Source organism: Streptomyces sp. NPDC001056 (assembly GCF_053598955.1).
This window is the reverse complement of record NZ_JBSFLI010000009.1, coordinates 157,815-177,048: the sequence shown is the minus strand read 5'-3', so window position 1 is coordinate 177,048 and position 19,234 is coordinate 157,815. Positions and strand designations below refer to the sequence as shown.

The following is a 19,234-nucleotide window of genomic DNA, read 5'->3' as shown; positions in this document are numbered from 1 at the left end:
GGGCCCCGACCTTTGACGGTCGGGGCCCTCTCCGTATGACAGCACATGTCCGAGGGCCGATTCGACGACTGACGGCAAAACCCTGGTGACACTATTCCGTTGTGAGTCGGCGGTGACCGACGAAAGCTTCGGCCATATCGACGAAGGCACGCATGACCCGGCCTTGCGCTCATTACGGTGGCGCGGGCGCCGATGCCTTTGCGCGCGACGCGGTGGCGGATGCCGCGCACGATCGACGTGAGGCCACGGCCGTCGTACGCGTCGGCACCGGAGATGCCCGGCGACAGAGCCGGCCCGTCGCAGTCCCCGCCGCGGCGGATTCCCGGCCTCTTCGCACCGCGGGCCGCCAAGACGATCGCCGCGCCCCGCCGCCCCGCGGGCGTATGGCCTACGTCGGCGGGACCGCCCGCGGAACAGCGTTCACGACTCGTCGGGCGTCACCTGTCTTCACGTACAGTGCGGTCACGAGGGTGTTCAGGGGCACCGTCACAAATGCTCATGAACCCTCTCTCTTCGTGCCCACAGGTATTCGGAAAGACTCGTCCAGGGGGTTGCATGGTGACGGTGAACCGTCCGGTCTATCGAATTCTGGGCCCGCTCGAAGTCGTCTTCGAGGGGTCACCGGAGAGTCGGGTTCCGCGCGGTCGAATGCAGACGGTATTGACCGTTCTGCTCCTTGAGGCGAACCGTGTGGTCAGCGCGGAGAACCTGATGGAAGCGGTGTGGGGAGAAAATCCGCCGCTCACCGCACGCACACAGATACAGAGTTGCATATCGGGTCTGCGGACGTTGCTTTCGAAGAGCGGACGCTCTTCGGTCATCGTCACGAAAGACCCCGGCTACATGATTCGGGTCGCCGAAGGGGAACTGGACAGTCAGATATTTCTTTCCGGCGTTTCCGCAGCGCATGCACTGATGAGGAAGAACTGTGCCGCCGAAGCACAGGAGGTTCTCAGGTCGGCTCTTTCCCTGTGGCGCGGCCCGGCGATGAGTGGCACCGGAAGCAACCGCCTGATGCTGCGCGCCCAGCATTTGGAAGAAGCCCGCCTCGCCGCGCTGGAGACCTACGCCGGACTCCGGCTCGACGCGGGACGCCACACCGAACTCGTCGGGGAACTCAGGGCCCTGCTCGCTGAACACCCGCTGCGCGAGCGCACCCGCGGTCAGCTGATGCTCGCCCTGCACCGCTCGGGGCGGACCGCCGAGGCACTGGAGACCTACCGGACCGGCCGCCGGCTCGCCGTGGAGGAACTGGGTCTGGAACCCGGCGACGAGTTGCGGGAGACCCAGCGCGCCATCCTCTCCGGCGAGGCCGGGATCGCCTCGGCCGCCGCGGCGAGTGCGCCGTCCGCCGCCGTCGAGCCCCCGGCGGACGGCGGACTCCCCGCGCCGGCGGTCGTCGTGGCGGCGGACGGCACCGACACCGCCGCCGTCCCCTGCCAACTGCCGCCGGACATCGTCGGCTTCGTCGGCCGGACCGACCCCCTCAGAACCGTCGAGGAGCTGCTCACCGGGTCCGGCGCCACCGGCGTCCGGGTCGTCGCCCTCACCGGGCAGTCCGGCATCGGCAAGAGCGCCCTCGCGGTGCACGCCGCCCACCGGATGGCCCGCGCCTTCCCTGACGGGCAGCTGTACTGCGACCTGGGCCGCGCGCCCGGCAGCCGGCTGACCGCGAGCGAAGTCCTCTGCCGCTTCCTGCGGGCGCTCGGTGTTCCGGGCGAGGCGCTGCCCGCGTCGTGCGACGAACGCGCCGCCCTGTACCGGCAGTTGCTCGCCGAGCGGCGGATGCTCGTGGTCCTCGACGACGTGGCGACCGAGGCCCAGCTCGGCCCGCTGCTGCCCGGCACCGGCGCCAGCGCCGTCCTCGTCACCGGCAGCCCGCGGGCGGCAGGCCTGCCCGGTGTGCGGGCCCTGACCGTGGACGTCCTGGACGACGACGAGGTCCTGCGGATGCTCGCCGGTGTCGTCGGCGAGCGGCGGGTGGCGAACGAGGCGCAGGCCGCCGAGACGCTGGGCCGCATCGTGGGCCGGCTGCCGCTGGCGCTGCGGATCGTGGCGGCCCGGCTCGCGGCCCGCCCGCACTGGTCGCTGGCGTGGATGGTCGAGCGGCTCTCCGACGAGCACCGGCGCCTCGACGAACTGGCCTACGGCGACCTGGAGATCCGTACCGGACTCACCCTCTCCTACGAGGCCCTCGACCACAGCGCCCGCCGGCTGCTGCGCCTGCTGAGCCTGCTCGACGGGCCCTCGACCGGTGGCTGGGTCGCCGCGGCCCTGCTCGACGTGGATCTCTTCCAGGCCGTCGACCTGCTCGACCAGCTGGTGGAGGCGCAGCTCCTCGAAGTGGTGGGAAACGACCCGACGTTCAGTCCCCGGTACCGGCTGCCGGGCCTGGTCCGGCTGTTCGCCCGCGAGGAACTGCTCCGGCACCGGGACGCCGACGACAGCGACGCCGCCCTCGCCCGGGTGATCGGCGGCTGGCTCAGCCTCGTCGACGAGGCGCACCGGCGGATCTACGGCGGCGACTTCACCGTCCTGCACGGCACGGCGCCGCGCCGCAGCCCGGCCGGCCTCACCCTGGACCGGACGCTGGCCGATCCGCTGGGCTGGCTGGAATCCGAGCGCGCCAACGTCTGCGCCGCCGTCGGCCTCGCGGCCCGCACCGGGCAGGCCGAGGCCTGCTGGGACCTGGCCACCGGGCTCGTCTCGCTGTTCGAGGCGCGCTGCTACTTCGAGGACTGGGAGGCCACGCATCTGCGGGCACTGGAGAGCGTGCGGGCGGCCGGCGCCGAGCGCGGCCGTGCGGCGCTGCTGTGCTCGCTCGGCTCGCTGCACCTGAGCCGCTCGCAGCTCAAGGCGGCCCGCCAACACCTCGTACCCGCACTGGAGTTGTTCATCTCGCTCGGCGATGTGCACGGCTGCGCCCTGGCTCGGCGCAATCTCGCCCTGCTGGAGGCGCGCCGAGGCGACCTGGAGGCCGCGCTCGGCCACTTCTGGGCGGCGCTCGGCGAGTTCCGGGAGGCGGGCGACCATGTCGGCGCGGCCAGCGTGCTGGTGCACATGGGGCGCCTGGAGGGCGACCGCGGCAACTGGGGCACCGCCGGCGGCTATCTCAACGAGGCCCTGGACATCTGCCAGGGCGCGGGCAGCCGCCGGGTCGAGTTGCAGGTGCGCTACGTGCTCAGCGACCTGATGCAGCGCCAGGGGCGCTACGAGGAGGCCGAGGAGGTGCTCGCCGACCTGTTGCGGCAGGTGCGCGAGCGGCGGGACGTGGCCGGGGAGTCACGGGTACTGCACCGCCTCGGCGGCGTGAGCGCACGCCTGGGCCGCAACGACGACGCCCAGCGCCTGCTGCGTGCCGCCATCGCGACCCGGGAACGCATCATGGACCGGGTGGGTGCGGCCGAAGTACGCCTGGAACTGGCCCAGTTGGAAGTCGACCTGGAGGACCGGGCGGCACAGTCGCCGGGCCCGGGGAAGCCGAGCGGGCTGCACTGCTGAGGTCCGGCCGGAAGTCCCCCCGGCACCAGGCTCGGGGGGACCGGGTCCCGAGCGAGGCCGGTCGACGGGGTCAGGCCACCGGCCACGGGGTGTCGCCGTTGACGGCGGCCGTGCCGGTGCCGGTGCCGGGCCACGGTGTGTCCCCCGCGGTCACCACGCTCTTGGCACCGGGAGAAGGCCAGGGGGTGTCCGCGGCGGCAGCCTGCCCGCTGAGGGCCACCGGGAGGACCGCCGCCGCGATCAAAGAGGTGATCGCGATGGTGAGGAGGTTCCGCACGTCTGCTCCCTTTCCGAAGCCGATGGATCGGCCGAGTGCTCGTCGCTCGGTGCGGCGATGCTATGCAGCCGCGCTATCGCCCTGCTACCGCCTCCGCTATCACCGCACTACCCGCGCCCGGTATGTGGCCGAAAGCGTGTCGGTAGGGGCCGTACCCATGATGGGCCGCGGCGGTGACCGAAACCCGGTGGCCGCGCCCGATCAGCACCTGGAGGCCGGCCCGTGGAGTCGCAGTACGGCACGCACCCCCCGTCGATCGCAGCGCTCTTCGTGCGGCAGGCCCGCAGCGCCCCCGAGCGGATCGCCGTGCGCGGCGAGGACGCCGAGCTGACCTACCGGGAGCTGGACCGCCGCTCCGACCACCTGGCCCGGCACTTGCAGGACCGGGGGGTCAAGCCCGGCGACGTGGTCGGGCTCGACGCGGACCGCCGCGCCGCGACCGTCGTCGCCCTCCTCGGCATCCTGAAGGCCGGGGCCGCCTACCTGGCGCTCGAACGCCGCTACCCGGCCGAGCGCCGGCGGCTCATTCTCGCCGACAGCGGCGCCGAGGTCGTACTGACCCGCGACGACCTCGACGCCTTGGGCGAGGGCTCGGCCCCCGAACCCGTCGAGACCGCGCCGGACGACGTCGCGTACGTCGCCTACACCTCGGGATCGACCGGCGTCCCCAAGGGAGTCCGGGTGCCGCACCGCGCGGTCCTGCGGCTCGTCGTGGACGCCGACTTCCTCACCATCGGGCCCGACGACGTCGTCCTCCAGTACGCGCCCGTCGCCTTCGACGCCTCCACCCTGGAGATCTGGGGGCCGCTGCTCAACGGGGCCCGCCTCGACGTGGCGCCCGAGCGCGATCTCGCCATCGGTGAACTGACCAAGCACATCCGCCACTTCGGGATCACCGTGCTGTGGCTCACGGCCGGACTGTTCCAGCAGGTCGTGGAGTACGGCCTCGACGACCTCGGCGGGGTACGGGTCCTGCTGGCCGGCGGGGACGTCCTGTCGCCGCCGCATGTCAACCAGGCCCTCGCGGCGCTGCCCGGCCTCACTCTCGTCAACGGCTACGGGCCCACCGAGAACACCACGTTCACCTGCTGCCACACGATCACCGCACCGGTCGAGGGCGCCGTACCCATCGGCCGCCCGATCCGCGGTACCGGCGTGCACATCCTCGACGCCGACCTGCGGCCCGTGCCCGACGGCGAGGTCGGCGAGCTGTACGCCACGGGCGACGGTCTCGCCCTCGACTACCTCGGCGACCCCGAGCAGACCAGCCGCGCCTTCCTGCCCGATCCGTTCGACGACCGGCCCGGCGCCCGGATGTACCGCACCGGCGACCTGGTGAGCCGCCGCGCGGACGGTGTCCTCGACTACCACGGCCGCGCCGACCGCCAGGTAAAGATCCGGGGCTTCCGGATCGAGCCCGGCGAGATCGAGGCCGCGCTCGCCGCCCGCGACGACATCGCCGAGGCGGCGGTCGTCGCACAGCCCGGACCGGACGGCGGCAAGCGGCTCGTGGCCTTCGTCACCGGACACGGCGGCGCCCGGCCCGCCACCCTCGCGCTGCGCCGCGAACTGGGCGAGGTACTGCCCTCGTACGCCGTTCCCTCGCACGTCCGGGTCGTCGACGCGCTGCCGCTGACCGCCAACGGCAAGGTCGACCGGGCCGCCCTCACCGCCGACACCTCACCGGCCAGGCCCGAGCTGAACGCCGAGCACCGCACCCCGGCCCCCGGCATCGAGGCCGCGGTCGCCCAGCTGTGGAGCGACCACCTCGGCATCGACGGGATCGGCGCCGACGACGACTTCTTCGAACTCGGCGGCCACTCCCTGGTGGGAGTGCGGATCACCACCGACCTGGAGCGCGAGTACGGCGTGCAGATCTCGCCGGTCACCTTCTACCTCGCCCCCACCCCGGCCGGTCTCGCCGACGCCGTCGTCCAGGCCGGAGGCGCCCGGTGAGGATCGCTGCCGCCCCCTTCGTCGGCGAGACCGCCGACCCGGCCGCCGCCGACCTGTTCGACCCGGAGTTCCACGCGAGCGGCGACCCGCACGCCGTGTGGGCCCATCTGCGCGAGCACGCCCCGCTCCATCGCCAGGTGCTGCCCGACGGCCGGCGGTTCTGGTCGGTGACCCGCTACGACGACGTCTGCCGGGTGCTCGGCGACCACCGGGAGTTCACCTCCGAACGCGGCTCGGTGCTCACCCAGCTCGGCCACGACGACGTGTCGTCGGGCAAGATGCTGGTCTCCACCGACCCGCCGCGCCACGGCCTGCTGCGCCGCCCGCTGAACCGCAGGCTCACCGCGCGGGCCCTCGCCGACTGGGAGGGCCGCATCCGGCAGGCGGTGACCGAGTTCCTCTCCCCCGCGCTCGGCGGCGGGGTCTGGGACGTGGCCGAGCGCGCCTACCGGCTGCCCATGACCGTCGCCGGCGCCCTGATGGGCGTACCGGAGAAGGACTGGGACGACCTCGTGCGCTGGACGGCGATGGCCGCGGCACCCGACGACGCCGAGTTCAGCGTCGGCAGCGGCGCCGCCACCCTTGCCGTCGCCCACCACCAGACGTTCGACTACTTCGCCGCGCGGGTGCGTGAACGCAGGCTGACAGAACCCGCCGATGACCTCATCGGGCATCTGATGACCATGAGCGCGGGCGACGCCCCGCTCACCGACGAAGAGGTCATCTACAACTGCTACAGCATCCTGCTGGGCGCCAACGCGACCACCCCGCACACCGTCTCCGGCACGCTGCTCGCCCTCGGTGAGCACCCGGACGAGCTGCGCAAGGCGGCCGGTGACCCCGCCGCGGTCGTCCCCACCCTGGTGGAGGAGGGCCTGCGCTGGACATCGCCGGCCAGCAGCTTCCTGCGCTACGCCGTCAAGGACACCGAACTGGCCGGGGGCCGGGTCGCCGCCGGTGACGCGGTCGCCGCGTGGATCGGCTCGGCCAACCGCGACGAGCGCGTCTTCACCGACCCGTACCGCTTCGACGTGCTGCGCGAGGACAACCGACACCTCGCCTTCGGCCACGGTCCGCACTACTGCCTGGGCGCACCGCTCGCCCGGATCACCTTCCGGATCCTGTTCGACGAGTTCTTCCGCGTCTTCCGGTCCGTCGAGACCGCGGGCCCCGCCCGCCATCTGCGGTCGGTGTTCATCGCCGGGCTGACCCATCTGCCCGTGGTGACCGAGCCACGCTGACCCAAGCGTCCCTCCACTAGATTGCGAGACGGATCACCCATGTCCGCCGGCACCGCCCTGCCCAGCTCCCGCTGGCTCCTGAGGAAACCCGCCACCGACGCCGCCGCCCGGGTCTTCTGTTTCCCCTACTCGGGCGTCGGCGCGTCGATGTTCAACGCCTGGCCCAGGCGGTTCGGACCCGACGACGGCATCGAGGTGTGCGTGGTGCAACTACCGGGCCGCGAGGGCCGGTTGCGCGAACCGCACTACGGCACGTACGAGGACCTCGCCGAGCGGCTCGTCGACGCGCTCGCCCCGCACCTGGACCGGCCGTTCGTCTTCTTCGGGCACTGCGCGGGCTCGCTGCCCGCCTTCGAGACGGCGCGGCTGCTCGCCGAGCGCGGACTGCCGACGCCCGAACGCGTCTTCGTCTCCGCGCAGGTCGCCCCGCATCACTGCCCGCACGACCGTTTCCTCGACATGACCGATGCGGAACTGCGCGCGGAACTTGAGGAGTTGACGCTGCTGCGCGGCGGCCTGGCCCACCCCCAGCTGCTCGACCTCGCCCTCGCCGTCCTCAAGGAGGACCTCGACGCCAACCGCGTCTACCGCAGGGACGCCCCCACCCCCGTGCCCTTCCCGATCGGCGTGCTGCACTGGGACGGCGACCCGGAGGTCACCCAGGACGAACTCAGGGGCTGGCAGGACTACGCGGACGACGTCATCTTCCCGGTGCTGCCCGGCGGGCACTACGCCTTCCTGAAGGCGCCCGGCGAACTCCTCGACACCCTGGGCGCCGGGCTGGCGGCCCGCCCGTGACCGAGCTGAAGGAGCACGTTCCCCCGCGCGTCCTGAAGATACCCGGCTTCCCGCGGCTGCTCGTCGGACGGTCCCTGTCGTTCCTCGCCACCGCCCTGGTGCCGACCGCCCTCACCCTCGCCGTCATCGAGGCCACCGGAAGCGCCACCGACCTCGGCCTGGTGCTCGCCGCCGAACTGGTGCCGCAGCTCGTGCTGCTGCCCATCGGCGGGGTCGTCGCCGACCGGTTCCCCGCCCAGCGGGTCGCCTTCCTCGCCGACCTGGTCCGCGGCCTCGCCCAACTGGTCATCGCGGCGGAGCTGTTGCTCGGCTCGGTACGTGTCCTCGACCTCGCCGCGCTGTCCGCGGTCACCGGCGCCGCCATCGCCTTCGGCACGCCCACGATGTCGCCGCTGGTCGCCGCCACCGTGCCGCAGGAGGCCAGACTGCGGGCCAACGGCCACCTCGGGGTGGCCCGCGGCATCGCCCTGGTCGCCGGGCCCGGGGTCGCCGGCGTCCTGGTCGTCGCGGTCGGCGCGGGCTGGGCGTTTCTCGCCACCGCCGCGGTGTTCGGCTGTGCCGCCGTCACCCTGGGCGGACTGCCCGCGACCGTTCCCGGCCGCGACGCGCGCACCGGCTTCTTCCGGCAACTCGCCGACGGCTGGCAGGAAGTGCGCAGCCGCCCCTGGTTCTGGTCCAACCTCATCGGGCACGGTGTGTCCAACCTGGCCGCCGGTGTCCTGATGACGCTGGGCCCGCTGATCGCCGTGCACCGGCTCGGCGGCGAGTTCGCCTGGGTGGTGGTCTACCAGGCGGGCATGGCCGGCATGCTGATCGGCGCGTTCGTCGCGCCCCGGCTCAGTGTGGGGCGGCCGCTCGTGGCGACCTCCGTGTGCGGCGCCCTGCTCGCGCTGCCGCTGACCACCTTCGCCGCGCGGTGGCCGACCTGGACCGACGCGGTGGCGTACGGCATCGCCATGTGCGGCATCGGCGTGCTCAACACGCTGTGGCAGACGACCATGCAACGGCACTTCCCGCCCGACGCCCTGGCCCGCGCGGACTCCTACGACGCGCTGCTGTCGTTCGCCGCCCGGCCGCTCGGCCTCGCCGTCGCGGCGCCGATCGCGGCCTGGACCGGCGAGGCGCTGCCGCTGCTGACCGCGGCGGTGCTGGTGGTCGTCGCCAACCTCGGCGTGATCGCCCTGCCGGACGCCCGCGCCATCACCAGCCGCGCCCCTCAAGACGTCAACCCTCGCTGAAGAGGCAGGCATCGCCATGGCCCACCCCGCCACACCTGACCGACTCGCCGTGATCGGCGTCGCGTTCGAGTTCCCCGAAGCCGCCGACTGGGCCGCGCTGACCGCGCTGCTGCGCGCCGGCGGCCACACCATGCGCCCCATGCCCGAACGCCGCGTCCAGGCGACCGGCCTCACACCCACCCCCGAGGACCGGGCGGGCGGCTGGATCGAGGACGTCACCGGCTTCGACCACCGCTACTTCGGCCTGTCCCGCGCCGAGGCCCAGCTCATCGACCCGCGCCAGCGGCGCATGCTACAGCTCGCGGTGCGCGCGATCGGCGCCGCCGGTTACGCGCCGGGCGAGCTGGCGGGCACCAACACGGCCGTCCTGGTGGGCGGTTACGGCGCACCGCACCCCAGCCTGTTCAACCTGCTGCCGCCCGAGGAGCAGCGCGGCGGCCCCGCCACCACCGGCAGCCTGCACGCCTACGCCGCCGGACGGATCTCCTACCATCTCGACCTGCGTGGCCCCGCCCAGGTCGTCGACACCTCCTGCTCCTCGTTCCTGGTGGCGCTGCACGAGGCGCGCTGGAAGCTGGCCAGGGGCGAGAGCGACCTCGCCCTCGTCGGCGGCTACGAGCTGGTGCTCGGCCCGGTGCCACGGCACGGTGCCGCCGCCGACGACGGGCTCGGCGTGCTCTCCGGGACCGGTCGGTGCCGCCCCTTCGACACCGCGGCGGACGGCACCATGCACGGCGAGGGCGGCGGGTTCGTCCTGGTCAAGCGGCTTTCCGACGCGCTGCGCGACGGCGACACGGTGCACGCCGTGATCCGCGGCAGCGCCGTCAACCAGGACGCGGGCCGCAGCACGGGACTGACCGCGCCCAGCCCGGCCGCGCAGGGCGAGGTGGTCGCCGCGGCGTGGCGGGACGCGGACGTGACCCCCGCCGACATCGGCTACGTCGAGGCGCACGGCACCGGCACCCGGATCGGCGACCCCATCGAGATCCAGGGGCTGGCCGCCGCGTTCGGCCCCGACTTCGCCGGAGTCCGCCCGCTGTCCTCCGTCAAGGCCAACCTCGGGCACCTGGGCTGCATGGCGTCCTTCGCCGGCCTCGTGCGCGTCCTCGCCCAGTTCCGGGCCGGAGAGATCTTCCCCACCGCCCACTTCACCGCGCCCTCCGACCTGCTCGCCCTGGACGGCACGCCGCTGCGGATCGCCGACCGCGCCGAGCCGTGGCCCGCGGCGCGCGGCCCCCGTATCGCGGGACTCAGCAGCTTCGGGCTCAGCGGCACCAACGCGCACATGGTCATCGAGCAGGGCCGTGCCGTGTCGGACCGCGCCGACGCCGAGCCCGCGGCGGAGCGGCCCGTGGTGCTGTCCGCCCCCACCGAGCGGGGTCTGCGCGAGCAACTGCGCGCCCTGCGCGACGTGGTGGCCACCGACGTCGACGGGTTCGACCTGGCCGCGGCGAGCGAGACGCTGACCGTGGGCCGCGAGCACTTCGCGCACCGGTACGGGGTGGCGGTGCGCGACAGCGCCGAGCTCCTCGACCGGCTCGACGCGGCGCTGCACGGCCGGGGCGACACCGTACCGGAGCCGTCGGCGGGGGCGCTGGTGCTCGCCGTCGGCGACCTGGCCGACGCCGACCTGGCCGAGTTGCGCCGACGTGCCGCCGCGCAGCCTCGGTTCGCGGACGTCGTCGCCGCTGCCGAGGCGCATCTGGCGGCCGACGGGTGGAACGCGGCGCAACGCGCCCTGGTGGCGCTCGTCGGCGCCCAGGCCGTGCAGGCCGCGGCCGGACTCGTACCGGACCTGGTGCTCGCGCACGGCCTCGGCAAGGCCGCGGTCCGGGTGGCCGGCGGGGCTCCCCTCGTGGCCGAGCTGGACGCGCTGGCCGAGCCGGGGCCGCCGGTGGCACCGCCCGACGCCGCGGCGCTCGACACGGCGCTCGCGGCCCGGGGCGAACACCTGCTCGTCCTCGACCTCGCCCCGGGCAGCGCGCTGTCGACGCTGCTCGCCGGGCGCGCGACGGCGGTGGCGGACTCGCCGGTGGCGGCCCTGTGCCAGGTCTACGGGCGGGGCCGCGACCTCGACTGGCGGGCCGCGCTCGGCCGGGCCCCGCGCCGCCGCGTCGAACTCCCGTCGGCGGCCCTGGCCGAGGAGCACTGCTGGCCGCGTACGGCCGAGGCCGCACCCGCCGCCGCTCCCGTACCCGTATCCGTGTCCGTATCCGAGTCCGTGCCCGGACTCGGCATCGAGGAGACGGTCCTCGCCTTCGCCCGCGACGTCCTGAAGGAGCCCGGCCTCGCGCCGAGCGACGACTTCTTCGACGCGGGCGGCAACTCCCTCAACGGCAGTCAGCTGGTGGCCCGCCTCAACGAGCGCTACGGCACCGAGATCGAGGTCCTCGACCTGTTCGACCTGCCGGACCTCGCCGCACTCGCCGAGTACGTGGCCGAACAGGCGTCCATGGAAGGGGAGCCCGCGGCCGCCATGGTCGTCCCCGAGGCCCCCGCCGTGGCGCGGGCCGCGCCGGACAGCGGCCCGCTCTCCGGTGAGCAGACCGCCATCTGGGCCGCCGACCGGCTCGACCCCGACACCGGCGCCTACAACGTGCCCGCCGCCCTCCTGCTCGACCGCCCGGCCGAACCCGACGACCTCGCCGCACGACTCGCCGCGCTGGTGCGCCGGCACCCGATGCTCCGTACCCACCTGCGCGACACCGACGACGGGCCGCGCCAGGACGTCGTACCGCGGGAGCGGGCGCACATCCCGCTGGACCGGCTCGACTGGGACCTCACCGCGCACACCGCCGCCGACGGGCACGAGGCGCTGCTCGCCCGGCTGCGGGACGAGGTGGCGAGGCCGCTCGACCCGTACGCCCAACTGCCCGCACGCCACCAGCTCATCCGGGTCCGGTTCGCCGACGCGGAGCGGGACGTGCTGCTGCTCACCCACCACCACCTGTTCGTCGACGGCTGGTCGTGGCGCATCCTCTTCGCTGACCTCGCCGATGGGCCCGGCGACAGCGGGACACGCACCTTCCTCGACCACGTCGACGAACAGCGGGCGCTGCTCGACTCGCCCAAGGGCGAGGAGCTCACCGCGTTCTGGTCCCGCTATCTGGCGGGCGCCCCCCAGGTCGGCCTGCCCGGCGCCGCCGGGACCGGTGGTCGTGCCGAGCTGCGTCTCGATGACCAACTGATGAACCAGGTAAGAGAGTTGGCGACCGCCGAGCGGTGCACACCGCACATGGTGCTGCTCGCCGCCTGGATCGCGCTCCAGTGGCGGATCACGGGGGAGCACGACATCACCGTGGCCGTCCCGGCGGCCGGGCGGGCCGCCGCCGACGAGCCGATCGTCGGCAACTACGCCAACACGCTGGTCGTCCGCGTCGAGGTGCGCCCCGACGAGCCGTTCGCCGCGCTGCTCGCCGCCGTGCGCGAGGCGTCCCTGACCACCCTCGCCCACCAGGGCCTGCCCACCGACCGCATCCGGCGCCTGGCCCACCCCGGCTCCGCGCGTCCGCTGGCCGCCACGATGTTCGGCTTCAACAGCGACGTCGAACCGCTGCGGGCGCTCGCCGGCGGCGGACCCGGCGTCGAACTCCTCGACATCGGCCAGGGCGCCGCCACCTTCCCCGTCCAGCTGTCCGTCCTGGAGTACGGCGCACAACTGCGGGCCACCGCCCAGTACGCCCCCGGCGGCCCCGCGGGCGACAGCGTGCGCGGCTGGCTCGACGACTACCGCGCGCTCCTCGACCGGCTCGCGGCGCAGGGACCGGCCGCCCGCACCGCCGCGCTGTGCGCCGAGCGGCCCGCACAGGTGGCGCCGCGCACCGAACTCGAAGGCGCCTTCGCCCAGTTGTGGGCCAAGCACCTCAAGCGGGAGTCGGTCGGCGTCACCGACGACTTCTTCGACCTGGGCGGCGACTCGCTCATCGCCATCGCCATCGCCTCCCAGGCCGAGCGGCTCGGCCACCCGGTGCGCCCCCGCGCCATCCTGGACGGCCGCACCGTCGAAGCCGTGGCCGCCGCCGCGTCCCGCGCCGGCGCCGACGCGCGCGAGGTCCTGGACGCGGAGCCCGAGCGGACCCTGGTCGAAGCCGACGGTCCTGCGGAACTCACCCCGCCCCAGCGAGAGTTCCTCGCCCGCGGCGCCAAGCGCCCCGACCACTGGAACCACGGCGTCAGCTACGGCCTCGGCCGCGCGGTCACCCTGGAGGAGGCCCGACGGGCCCTCGCCGGGCTCGCCGCCCGCCACCCCGCGCTGCGCACACGGCTGACGGAGGAGGGCGATGGCCTGCGGCAGTACGCCGCCCGGCAGGATCCGGAGGTCGTGGAGTTCGACCTGCGCGAGCTGACGGCCGAGCGGGCGCTCGCCGAGCTGGACGAGCGGGCCGACGCGCTGCACGAGGCGCTCGACCTCTACGAAGGGCCCGTGACCCGGGCCGCCCTGGTCCGGCTGCCGGACGGGCAGGCCGACCGTCTGCTGCTCGTCGTGCACCACCTCGCCGTCGACCTGTACTCGTGGAACATCCTCACCGAGGAACTCGACGCACTGCTGCGCGACGGCGACGACCGTGCGCTCGGCGCCCCCGGGCCGTCCTGCTTCCAGTGGGCGGACCGGCTCGGCCACTGGGCCCGGACCCGCCCCGACGCCCTCGACGGCGGCTACTGGCTGGACCGGGCCTGGGGCGAGGGCGCCCAGCGCGCCACCGTGCCCGAGGGGCCGCGCGGCGTCGAGGGCAACACCCGCGAGCTGATCACCCACCACCCGCTGCCCGCCGCCGACGGAGGCACCCTCTACGAGCTGCTGCTCAGCGGGCTCGGCGGCGCCTTCCAGGAGTGGCTCGGCGTGCGCGGCGGCGAGGTCGCCGTGCAACTCGTCGCCCACGGCCGCGAGGACCTCTTCGACGACCTCGAACTGGGCCGCACCGTCGGCTACTTCAACACCACCTACCCGTTCGCCCTGGCCCTGCCCGGCCGCCGCGACCGCGGCGCGCACCGTGCCCACGTCGCCGCCGAACTGCGCGCGGTGCCCCGCAGCGGCTTCGACTTCGAGGTGCTGCGCCACCACCACCCCGACCCCCGGCTGCGCCGGGCGCTCGGCGACATCCCGGTGCCCGGCGTGCTGTTCTCCTTCTGGGGTGCGCCCGCCTTCCGGGCCAGCGACGGGGTGCTGCGCGACGTGGACACCGAGCGCGTCGGCCGGGACCGCCCGGCCGACATGGAGCGGCCCTGCCCGCTGGAGGTCTACCCGAGCGTCGACGGCGACCGGCTGACCGTCCTGTGGCGCTACAGCGGCGAACTCTTCGACGCGGAACGCGTCGGCCGACTCGCCGACGCCTACGCCGCCGCACTCACCGACCGCCCGGTGGGCTGACGCCCCCGGGGACCACCCGAACCGATCCCTGCACCGCACGCAGCGAGGAGCCCACAGCACATGAACGCGAGATCCCGGCGTACACCGTTCCGTCTGCGGACGCTGGCCGCCCTGGCGGCGGGCGCCGTCCTCCTTCCGCTGGCCGCGTCCGCCCCGGCCGGCGCCGAGACCACCGACATGCCCTCCGACGTCCTGGCCGACGTGATGTCCCACGAGGTCACCGGCGCGAACACCTATGAGCGTCTCCAGGCCATCCAGCAGGCCACGCTCGACAACGGCGGCACCCGTGTCTCCGGCACCGCCGGCTACGACGCCTCCGCCGACTACATCACCCAGACCCTCACCCAGGCCGGGTACGAGGTCAAGAAGCAGCCGTTCGAGTTCCTCGACTACGACATCCTGTCCGAGAAGGGCTCGGAGGTCTCACCCACCGCCCGTGACCTGCACCCGGTCATCGCCCGCTTCTCCGTCTCCACGCCCGAGGGCGGCCTGACCGCGGAACTGGCCCAGCCCGCCGGCAAGAGCACCGGTTGCAGCGCGGACGACTACGCGGGCCAGGACGTCACGGGCAAGATCGTCCTCGTCGACGTCGGCACCGACTGCTTCATCACGCAGAAGCAGCTCGTCCTCTCGCAGCTCGGCGCGGCGGCCATGCTGATGAACGTCAACTCGCCCAACGCGGACCTGAACCTGCGCTACCGCATGGTCCCGCCGAGCGACGCGCGCATCCCGACGGCGACCCTGACCCGGGCCGAGTCCGAGGCGCTGCGCGCCGACGCCGCGAACGGCCCGGTCACCCTCGACCTGGACCTGCGCGGCAACAACAAGATGACGAAGACGTACAACCTGCTCGCGGACACCCCGACGGGCAGCGCGGACCACACCGTCGTCATGGGCGCCCACCTCGACACCGTCGACACCACGTCCGGCGCCAACGACAACGGCGCGGCCGCCGCCGCCGTCCTGGAGACCGCCGTCCAGCTCGCCGAGCACGGCTCGCAGCTCAAGAACCGGGTGCGGTTCGCCTGGTGGGCCGCCGAGGAGAAGGGCCTGGCCGGCTCGCAGTTCTACGTCGACCAGCTCACCGCCGACGAGAAGGCGCACACCGCGCTCTACCTCAACCTCGAAATGATCGCCTCGCCGAACTACGCCCGCCAGGTCTACAACGGGCAGACCGCGACCGGTCCGGCGCCCGCCGGGTCCACGCGGATCAGCGATCTCGTCAACGGCTACTTCGCCGAGCAGAACCTGCCCACGGTCGGCCTCGTCCTCGACGGCCGCTCCGACCACTCGGCGTTCGTCAACGCGGGCATCCCGGCGGGCGGTGTCAACGCCGGCGCCGACACCGTCAAGTCCCAGGAGTGGGCGGACCTGTTCGGCGGCACCGCGGGCCAGATGCTCGACCCCTGCTACCACCAGTCCTGTGACGTCCTCAGCGCGGTCAACAAGACGATCCTCGACCAGAACGCGCGCGCCATGGCCTGGGCCGTGGGCCGCTTCGCGGTCGACACCTCCGACATCGGGGCCACGGCGCAGTAGCCGCACCCGAGCGACGTACACCGCACACGAGCCGGGGGCGCACCGCCCCCGGCTCCCCGGGAAGGACGAGGAATGTCATTCGGGATCGTGGCCCAGGGACACGCGCTGGGCCGCCCCGTCTCGGTGGCGGAGGCCGCCGAGCGGTACGGCGCCGACGAGCGCAGGCTGACCGGGCTCGGCTACCGGCGGCTGCACCGCGCCGACGACGGCGAGGGCCTGACCGACCTGGCGCTGCGGGCCGCCGAGTCCGCGCTGCGCCGGGCCGAGGTGGCCGCGGCCGACCTGGACCTGGTCGTGCTGGCGCTGCCGGACGTCCCCGAGTACCTGTACTGGGACGCGGCCGCCGCCCTGCAGGGACGGCTCGGCGCCACCGGCGCCGAAGCGGTCCTGATCGCCCAGGCCTGCGGCGGCGGCGTCACCGCCTTCGACACCGTCGCCGGACGCCTCGCCACCCACCCCGACCACGACGCGGCCCTGATCGTCGCCGCCAACCGGATCACGGAGGCGTACTGGGACCGCACCGCCACGGGCACCTCGCTCTCCTCGGACGGCGCCGCCGCCGCGGTGCTGCGCCGCGGCCACGGCTCCGGGGTATGGCTCGCCACCGAGACCATCAGCGACGGCCGGTACGCCGACTTCATGCGCATGGAGACCGGCGGCGCGGCCCGCCCGTTCTGCGCCGACGCTCCCGAACCGGCCGTCATCGCCCCGCTGATCGATCGGATGGACACCTTCTTCGCGGGCGACGGCCGGGCCACGTACGACTTCATGACCCTCATGCACGCCCGCAACCGCGAGGTGCTCACGAAGGCCTGCGCCCGCGCCGGGCTGACCCCCGGCGCACTGGAGCGGGTGCTGTATCTGCACGACAACATCGGCGCCTTCCGCGACCTGGCCAAGGAGCTGGGTATCCCGCTGGAGGCCACCAACGCCGAACTCGCCCTGTCCATGGGCCACTTCGGTCCGGCCGACCAACTCCTCAGCCTGGAACGCCTTTCGGCGGCCGGAGAACTCGTCGAGGGCGACACCGTAGCCCTCCTGAGCATGGGCACCGGCATGCACTGGACCTGCACGCTGCTGCGCATCTGAACCCTGGAAGGACCCAAGGACCCGATGGCTGACGACGACCTGCTGACCCGGGCCAGGCGCCTGGCCGAACCCGCCGCCGCCCCCGACCCGGGCCTCGTGGCCCGCCTTGCCGACAGCTCCGACATCCCGGTGGTCCGGGAGGCCGGCCGGATCCTGGCCGCCGTGGACTCCCGGCTGCTGAGCCCGCCGGGTCACGAGCCGCGCCCGCTGCGGGTGGCCCTCGTACCCTCCTTCACCGCCGACCAGCTGGCCGCACCGCTGCGGATCGCGCTGCTCGCCGCCGGTTTCGCCCCCGAGTTCCAGATCGCCGCCCCCGACCAGCAACTCCTGCGTCTGGGCGGGGCGGTGGCCGACCTCGACGCGTTCGACGCCGAGCTGACCCTGTGCCCGGTGCACGAGGAGGTGTTCCTGCCGCGCGACCACGACCCCGGCGACGGGGCGGCGGTGCGCGCGGCGGTCGACGAGCGCTGGGAGCGGTTCGCGTCCGCCGTCACCGGATACGCCGCGCGCACCACGGGCGCCGTCCTGCTGACCACGGTGCCGCTGCCCGCCGCCGCGCTGCGCCGAGTCGTCTCGCACCGGGGCCGCGCCGCCCTCGCGCGGCTGTGGCGCGAGCTGAACCTGCGGATCCTCGACCTCGCCGACGGGGCCGACCGCGTCGACGTCCTCGACCTGGAGACCCTGCTCGCCGAACACCCGGGGCCGCTGCGCGACGCCCGTCTGCACGCCTTCGCGCAGATGGCCTGGGCGCCCGGCGTCGAACACCGTTACGCCGCCGAAGTGGCCGCCTACACCCGCGCGTTCACCGGACGCGGCAAGAAGTGCCTGGTCCTCGACCTCGACAACACCCTGTGGGGCGGCGTCCTCGGCGACGACGGCCCGGAGAACATCGAGATCGGCCCGATGTACCCGGGCAACGCCTACGCCGCCGTGCAGCGCACCGCCCTGGCCCTGCGCCGGCAGGGTGTGCTGCTCGCCGTCGCCAGCAAGAACGACCCGGACCTGGTCGCCCGCGTCCTCGACGAACACCCCGAACTCGTGCTGCGGGCCTCCGACTTCGTCGCCATCGAGGCCGGCTGGGGCGCCAAGGACGAGAGCATCCGGCGGATCGCGAAGCAGCTCAACATCGGCCTCGACGGCATCGTCTTCGCCGACGACTCGGCCTTCGAGTGCGATCTCGTACGGCACTCCGTTCCCGAGGTCACCGTGATCCACCTGGCGGGCGACCCGGCCGAGCACGCGGCCGCCCTTCTCGCCCGGGGCGGCTTCGACTCGCTCACCACGACGGACACCGACAAGGAGCGCACCGGTCTGTACCGGGCGCGCGCCGAGCGGCACCGCTTCGGCGCCGAGCAGTCCTCGCCCGAGGACTATCTGCACGGCCTCGGCCTGCGCGTCACCCTCAGCGCCGCCGACGAGTACACGCTGCCGCGGATCGTCCAGCTCGGCGGTCGCACCAATCAGTTCAACCTGATCGGCCGCTGCCACCCGGAGGCCGAGACCCGGCGCATGGCGCACTCGCCCGAGCACGCCCTGCTCGCCTTCGAGGTCGCCGACCGGTTCGGCGACGAGGGGATCGTGGGCGCGCTCTGGATCGCCCGCCACCCCGACCACTGGGTGCTGGAGAACGCCGTGATGAGCTGCCGGGTCTTCGCGCGCGGCGTGGAGCACGCGGTCCTCGGCGCCGTCGCCGACGCGGCACGGGCCGCCGGCGCGCACCGCCTGGAGGCCGACTTCCGCAGCACCCCGCGCAACGGGCCCGCCGCCCGCTTCCTCGACGAGGCCGGTTTCGCCCCGGCCGCGCCGGAGGCCGACGGCGCCGGACGCCGGGTCCTCGCGCTGGACTCCGGACCCCTGTCCACGGCCGCGTGGATCACCACCACCGTCACCGCCCCGGCCCTCTCCGACTCCCGCGAAGGACACCGCATCCCATGAGCGACCACACCGCCGCCCCGGCCTCCACGGCACTGGCCGAGGTGATCTCCGGCGTCACCGACGTGCCCGCAGGGCAGCTCACGGGGGACACCCGCTTCGACGCCCTCGGCCACTGGAACAGCTTCGCCGCGCTGCGCCTGCTCACCGCCGTGGAAGAGCACTTCGGCGTCAAGCTCGACCTGCGCACCTACCTCGGCACCGAGACGGTCGACGGCCTCGCGGGCCTGATCGACGCCGCGGCCGACGGGCGGCAGCGATGACCGCCCCGGCCGCCGCGCCCCGAGCCGCCTCG

Annotated in this window: 11 protein-coding genes; 10 read left to right on the top strand and 1 reads right to left on the bottom strand. The window is 73.8% G+C overall.

What is annotated here, in order from left to right; all coding sequences use genetic code 11:
- Window positions 1-192 precede the first annotated feature (192 nt).
- Window positions 193-3,501 carry an AfsR/SARP family transcriptional regulator gene (locus tag ACWDD7_RS13965; RefSeq protein WP_450457500.1) on the top strand — a complete coding sequence of 1,103 codons (3,309 nt, stop codon included), beginning with the start codon at window positions 193-195 and terminating at the stop codon, window positions 3,499-3,501.
- A gap of 70 nt (window positions 3,502-3,571) precedes the next feature.
- On the opposite strand, the gene ACWDD7_RS13960 is transcribed toward ACWDD7_RS13965, so the two are convergent.
- On the bottom strand, window positions 3,572-3,778 hold the full coding sequence (locus ACWDD7_RS13960; RefSeq protein WP_351874906.1) for a hypothetical protein: 207 nt from the start codon (window positions 3,776-3,778) through the stop codon (window positions 3,572-3,574).
- Window positions 3,779-4,000: 222 nt separating this feature from the next.
- Here ACWDD7_RS13960 and ACWDD7_RS13955 point away from each other — a divergent pair, with 222 nt between their 5' ends.
- The 9 genes from ACWDD7_RS13955 to ACWDD7_RS13915 all read left to right on the top strand — a co-directional run bounded on the left by ACWDD7_RS13955 (window position 4,001) and on the right by ACWDD7_RS13915 (window position 19,202).
- A complete protein-coding gene (locus ACWDD7_RS13955) occupies window positions 4,001-5,734 on the top strand; it encodes an amino acid adenylation domain-containing protein (protein ID WP_450457499.1) in 1,734 nt (577 codons plus the stop codon).
- Complete coding sequence (locus ACWDD7_RS13950) at window positions 5,731-6,975, top strand: cytochrome P450 (protein WP_450457498.1); 1,245 nt, start codon at window positions 5,731-5,733, stop codon at window positions 6,973-6,975. Before ACWDD7_RS13955 ends, ACWDD7_RS13950 begins: the two co-directional genes overlap by 4 nt.
- 39 nt (window positions 6,976-7,014) lie before the next feature.
- The gene (locus ACWDD7_RS13945; protein WP_450457497.1) at window positions 7,015-7,773 is read left to right on the top strand and encodes a thioesterase II family protein; all 759 of its coding nucleotides are present in this window, start codon (window positions 7,015-7,017) and stop codon (window positions 7,771-7,773) included.
- Window positions 7,770-9,011, top strand: coding sequence for an MFS transporter (locus ACWDD7_RS13940; RefSeq protein WP_450457495.1), 1,242 nt, complete (start codon window positions 7,770-7,772; stop codon window positions 9,009-9,011). Before ACWDD7_RS13945 ends, ACWDD7_RS13940 begins: the two co-directional genes overlap by 4 nt.
- A 16-nt stretch (window positions 9,012-9,027) precedes the next feature.
- Window positions 9,028-14,379, top strand: coding sequence for a condensation domain-containing protein (locus tag ACWDD7_RS13935; protein ID WP_450457494.1), 5,352 nt, complete (start codon window positions 9,028-9,030; stop codon window positions 14,377-14,379).
- 60 nt (window positions 14,380-14,439) lie between these two features.
- Window positions 14,440-15,918 carry a M20/M25/M40 family metallo-hydrolase gene (locus ACWDD7_RS13930; RefSeq protein WP_351874888.1) on the top strand — a complete coding sequence of 493 codons (1,479 nt, stop codon included), beginning with the start codon at window positions 14,440-14,442 and terminating at the stop codon, window positions 15,916-15,918.
- 72 nt (window positions 15,919-15,990) lie between these two features.
- The gene (locus ACWDD7_RS13925; protein ID WP_450457493.1) at window positions 15,991-17,007 is read left to right on the top strand and encodes a 3-oxoacyl-ACP synthase III family protein; all 1,017 of its coding nucleotides are present in this window, start codon (window positions 15,991-15,993) and stop codon (window positions 17,005-17,007) included.
- Window positions 17,008-17,031: 24 nt separating this feature from the next.
- On the top strand, window positions 17,032-18,942 hold the full coding sequence (locus tag ACWDD7_RS13920) for an HAD-IIIC family phosphatase (protein WP_450457492.1): 1,911 nt from the start codon (window positions 17,032-17,034) through the stop codon (window positions 18,940-18,942).
- The gene (locus ACWDD7_RS13915) at window positions 18,939-19,202 is read left to right on the top strand and encodes an acyl carrier protein (protein WP_351874880.1); all 264 of its coding nucleotides are present in this window, start codon (window positions 18,939-18,941) and stop codon (window positions 19,200-19,202) included. Before ACWDD7_RS13920 ends, ACWDD7_RS13915 begins: the two co-directional genes overlap by 4 nt.
- The last annotated feature ends 32 nt before the right edge of the window (window positions 19,203-19,234 follow it).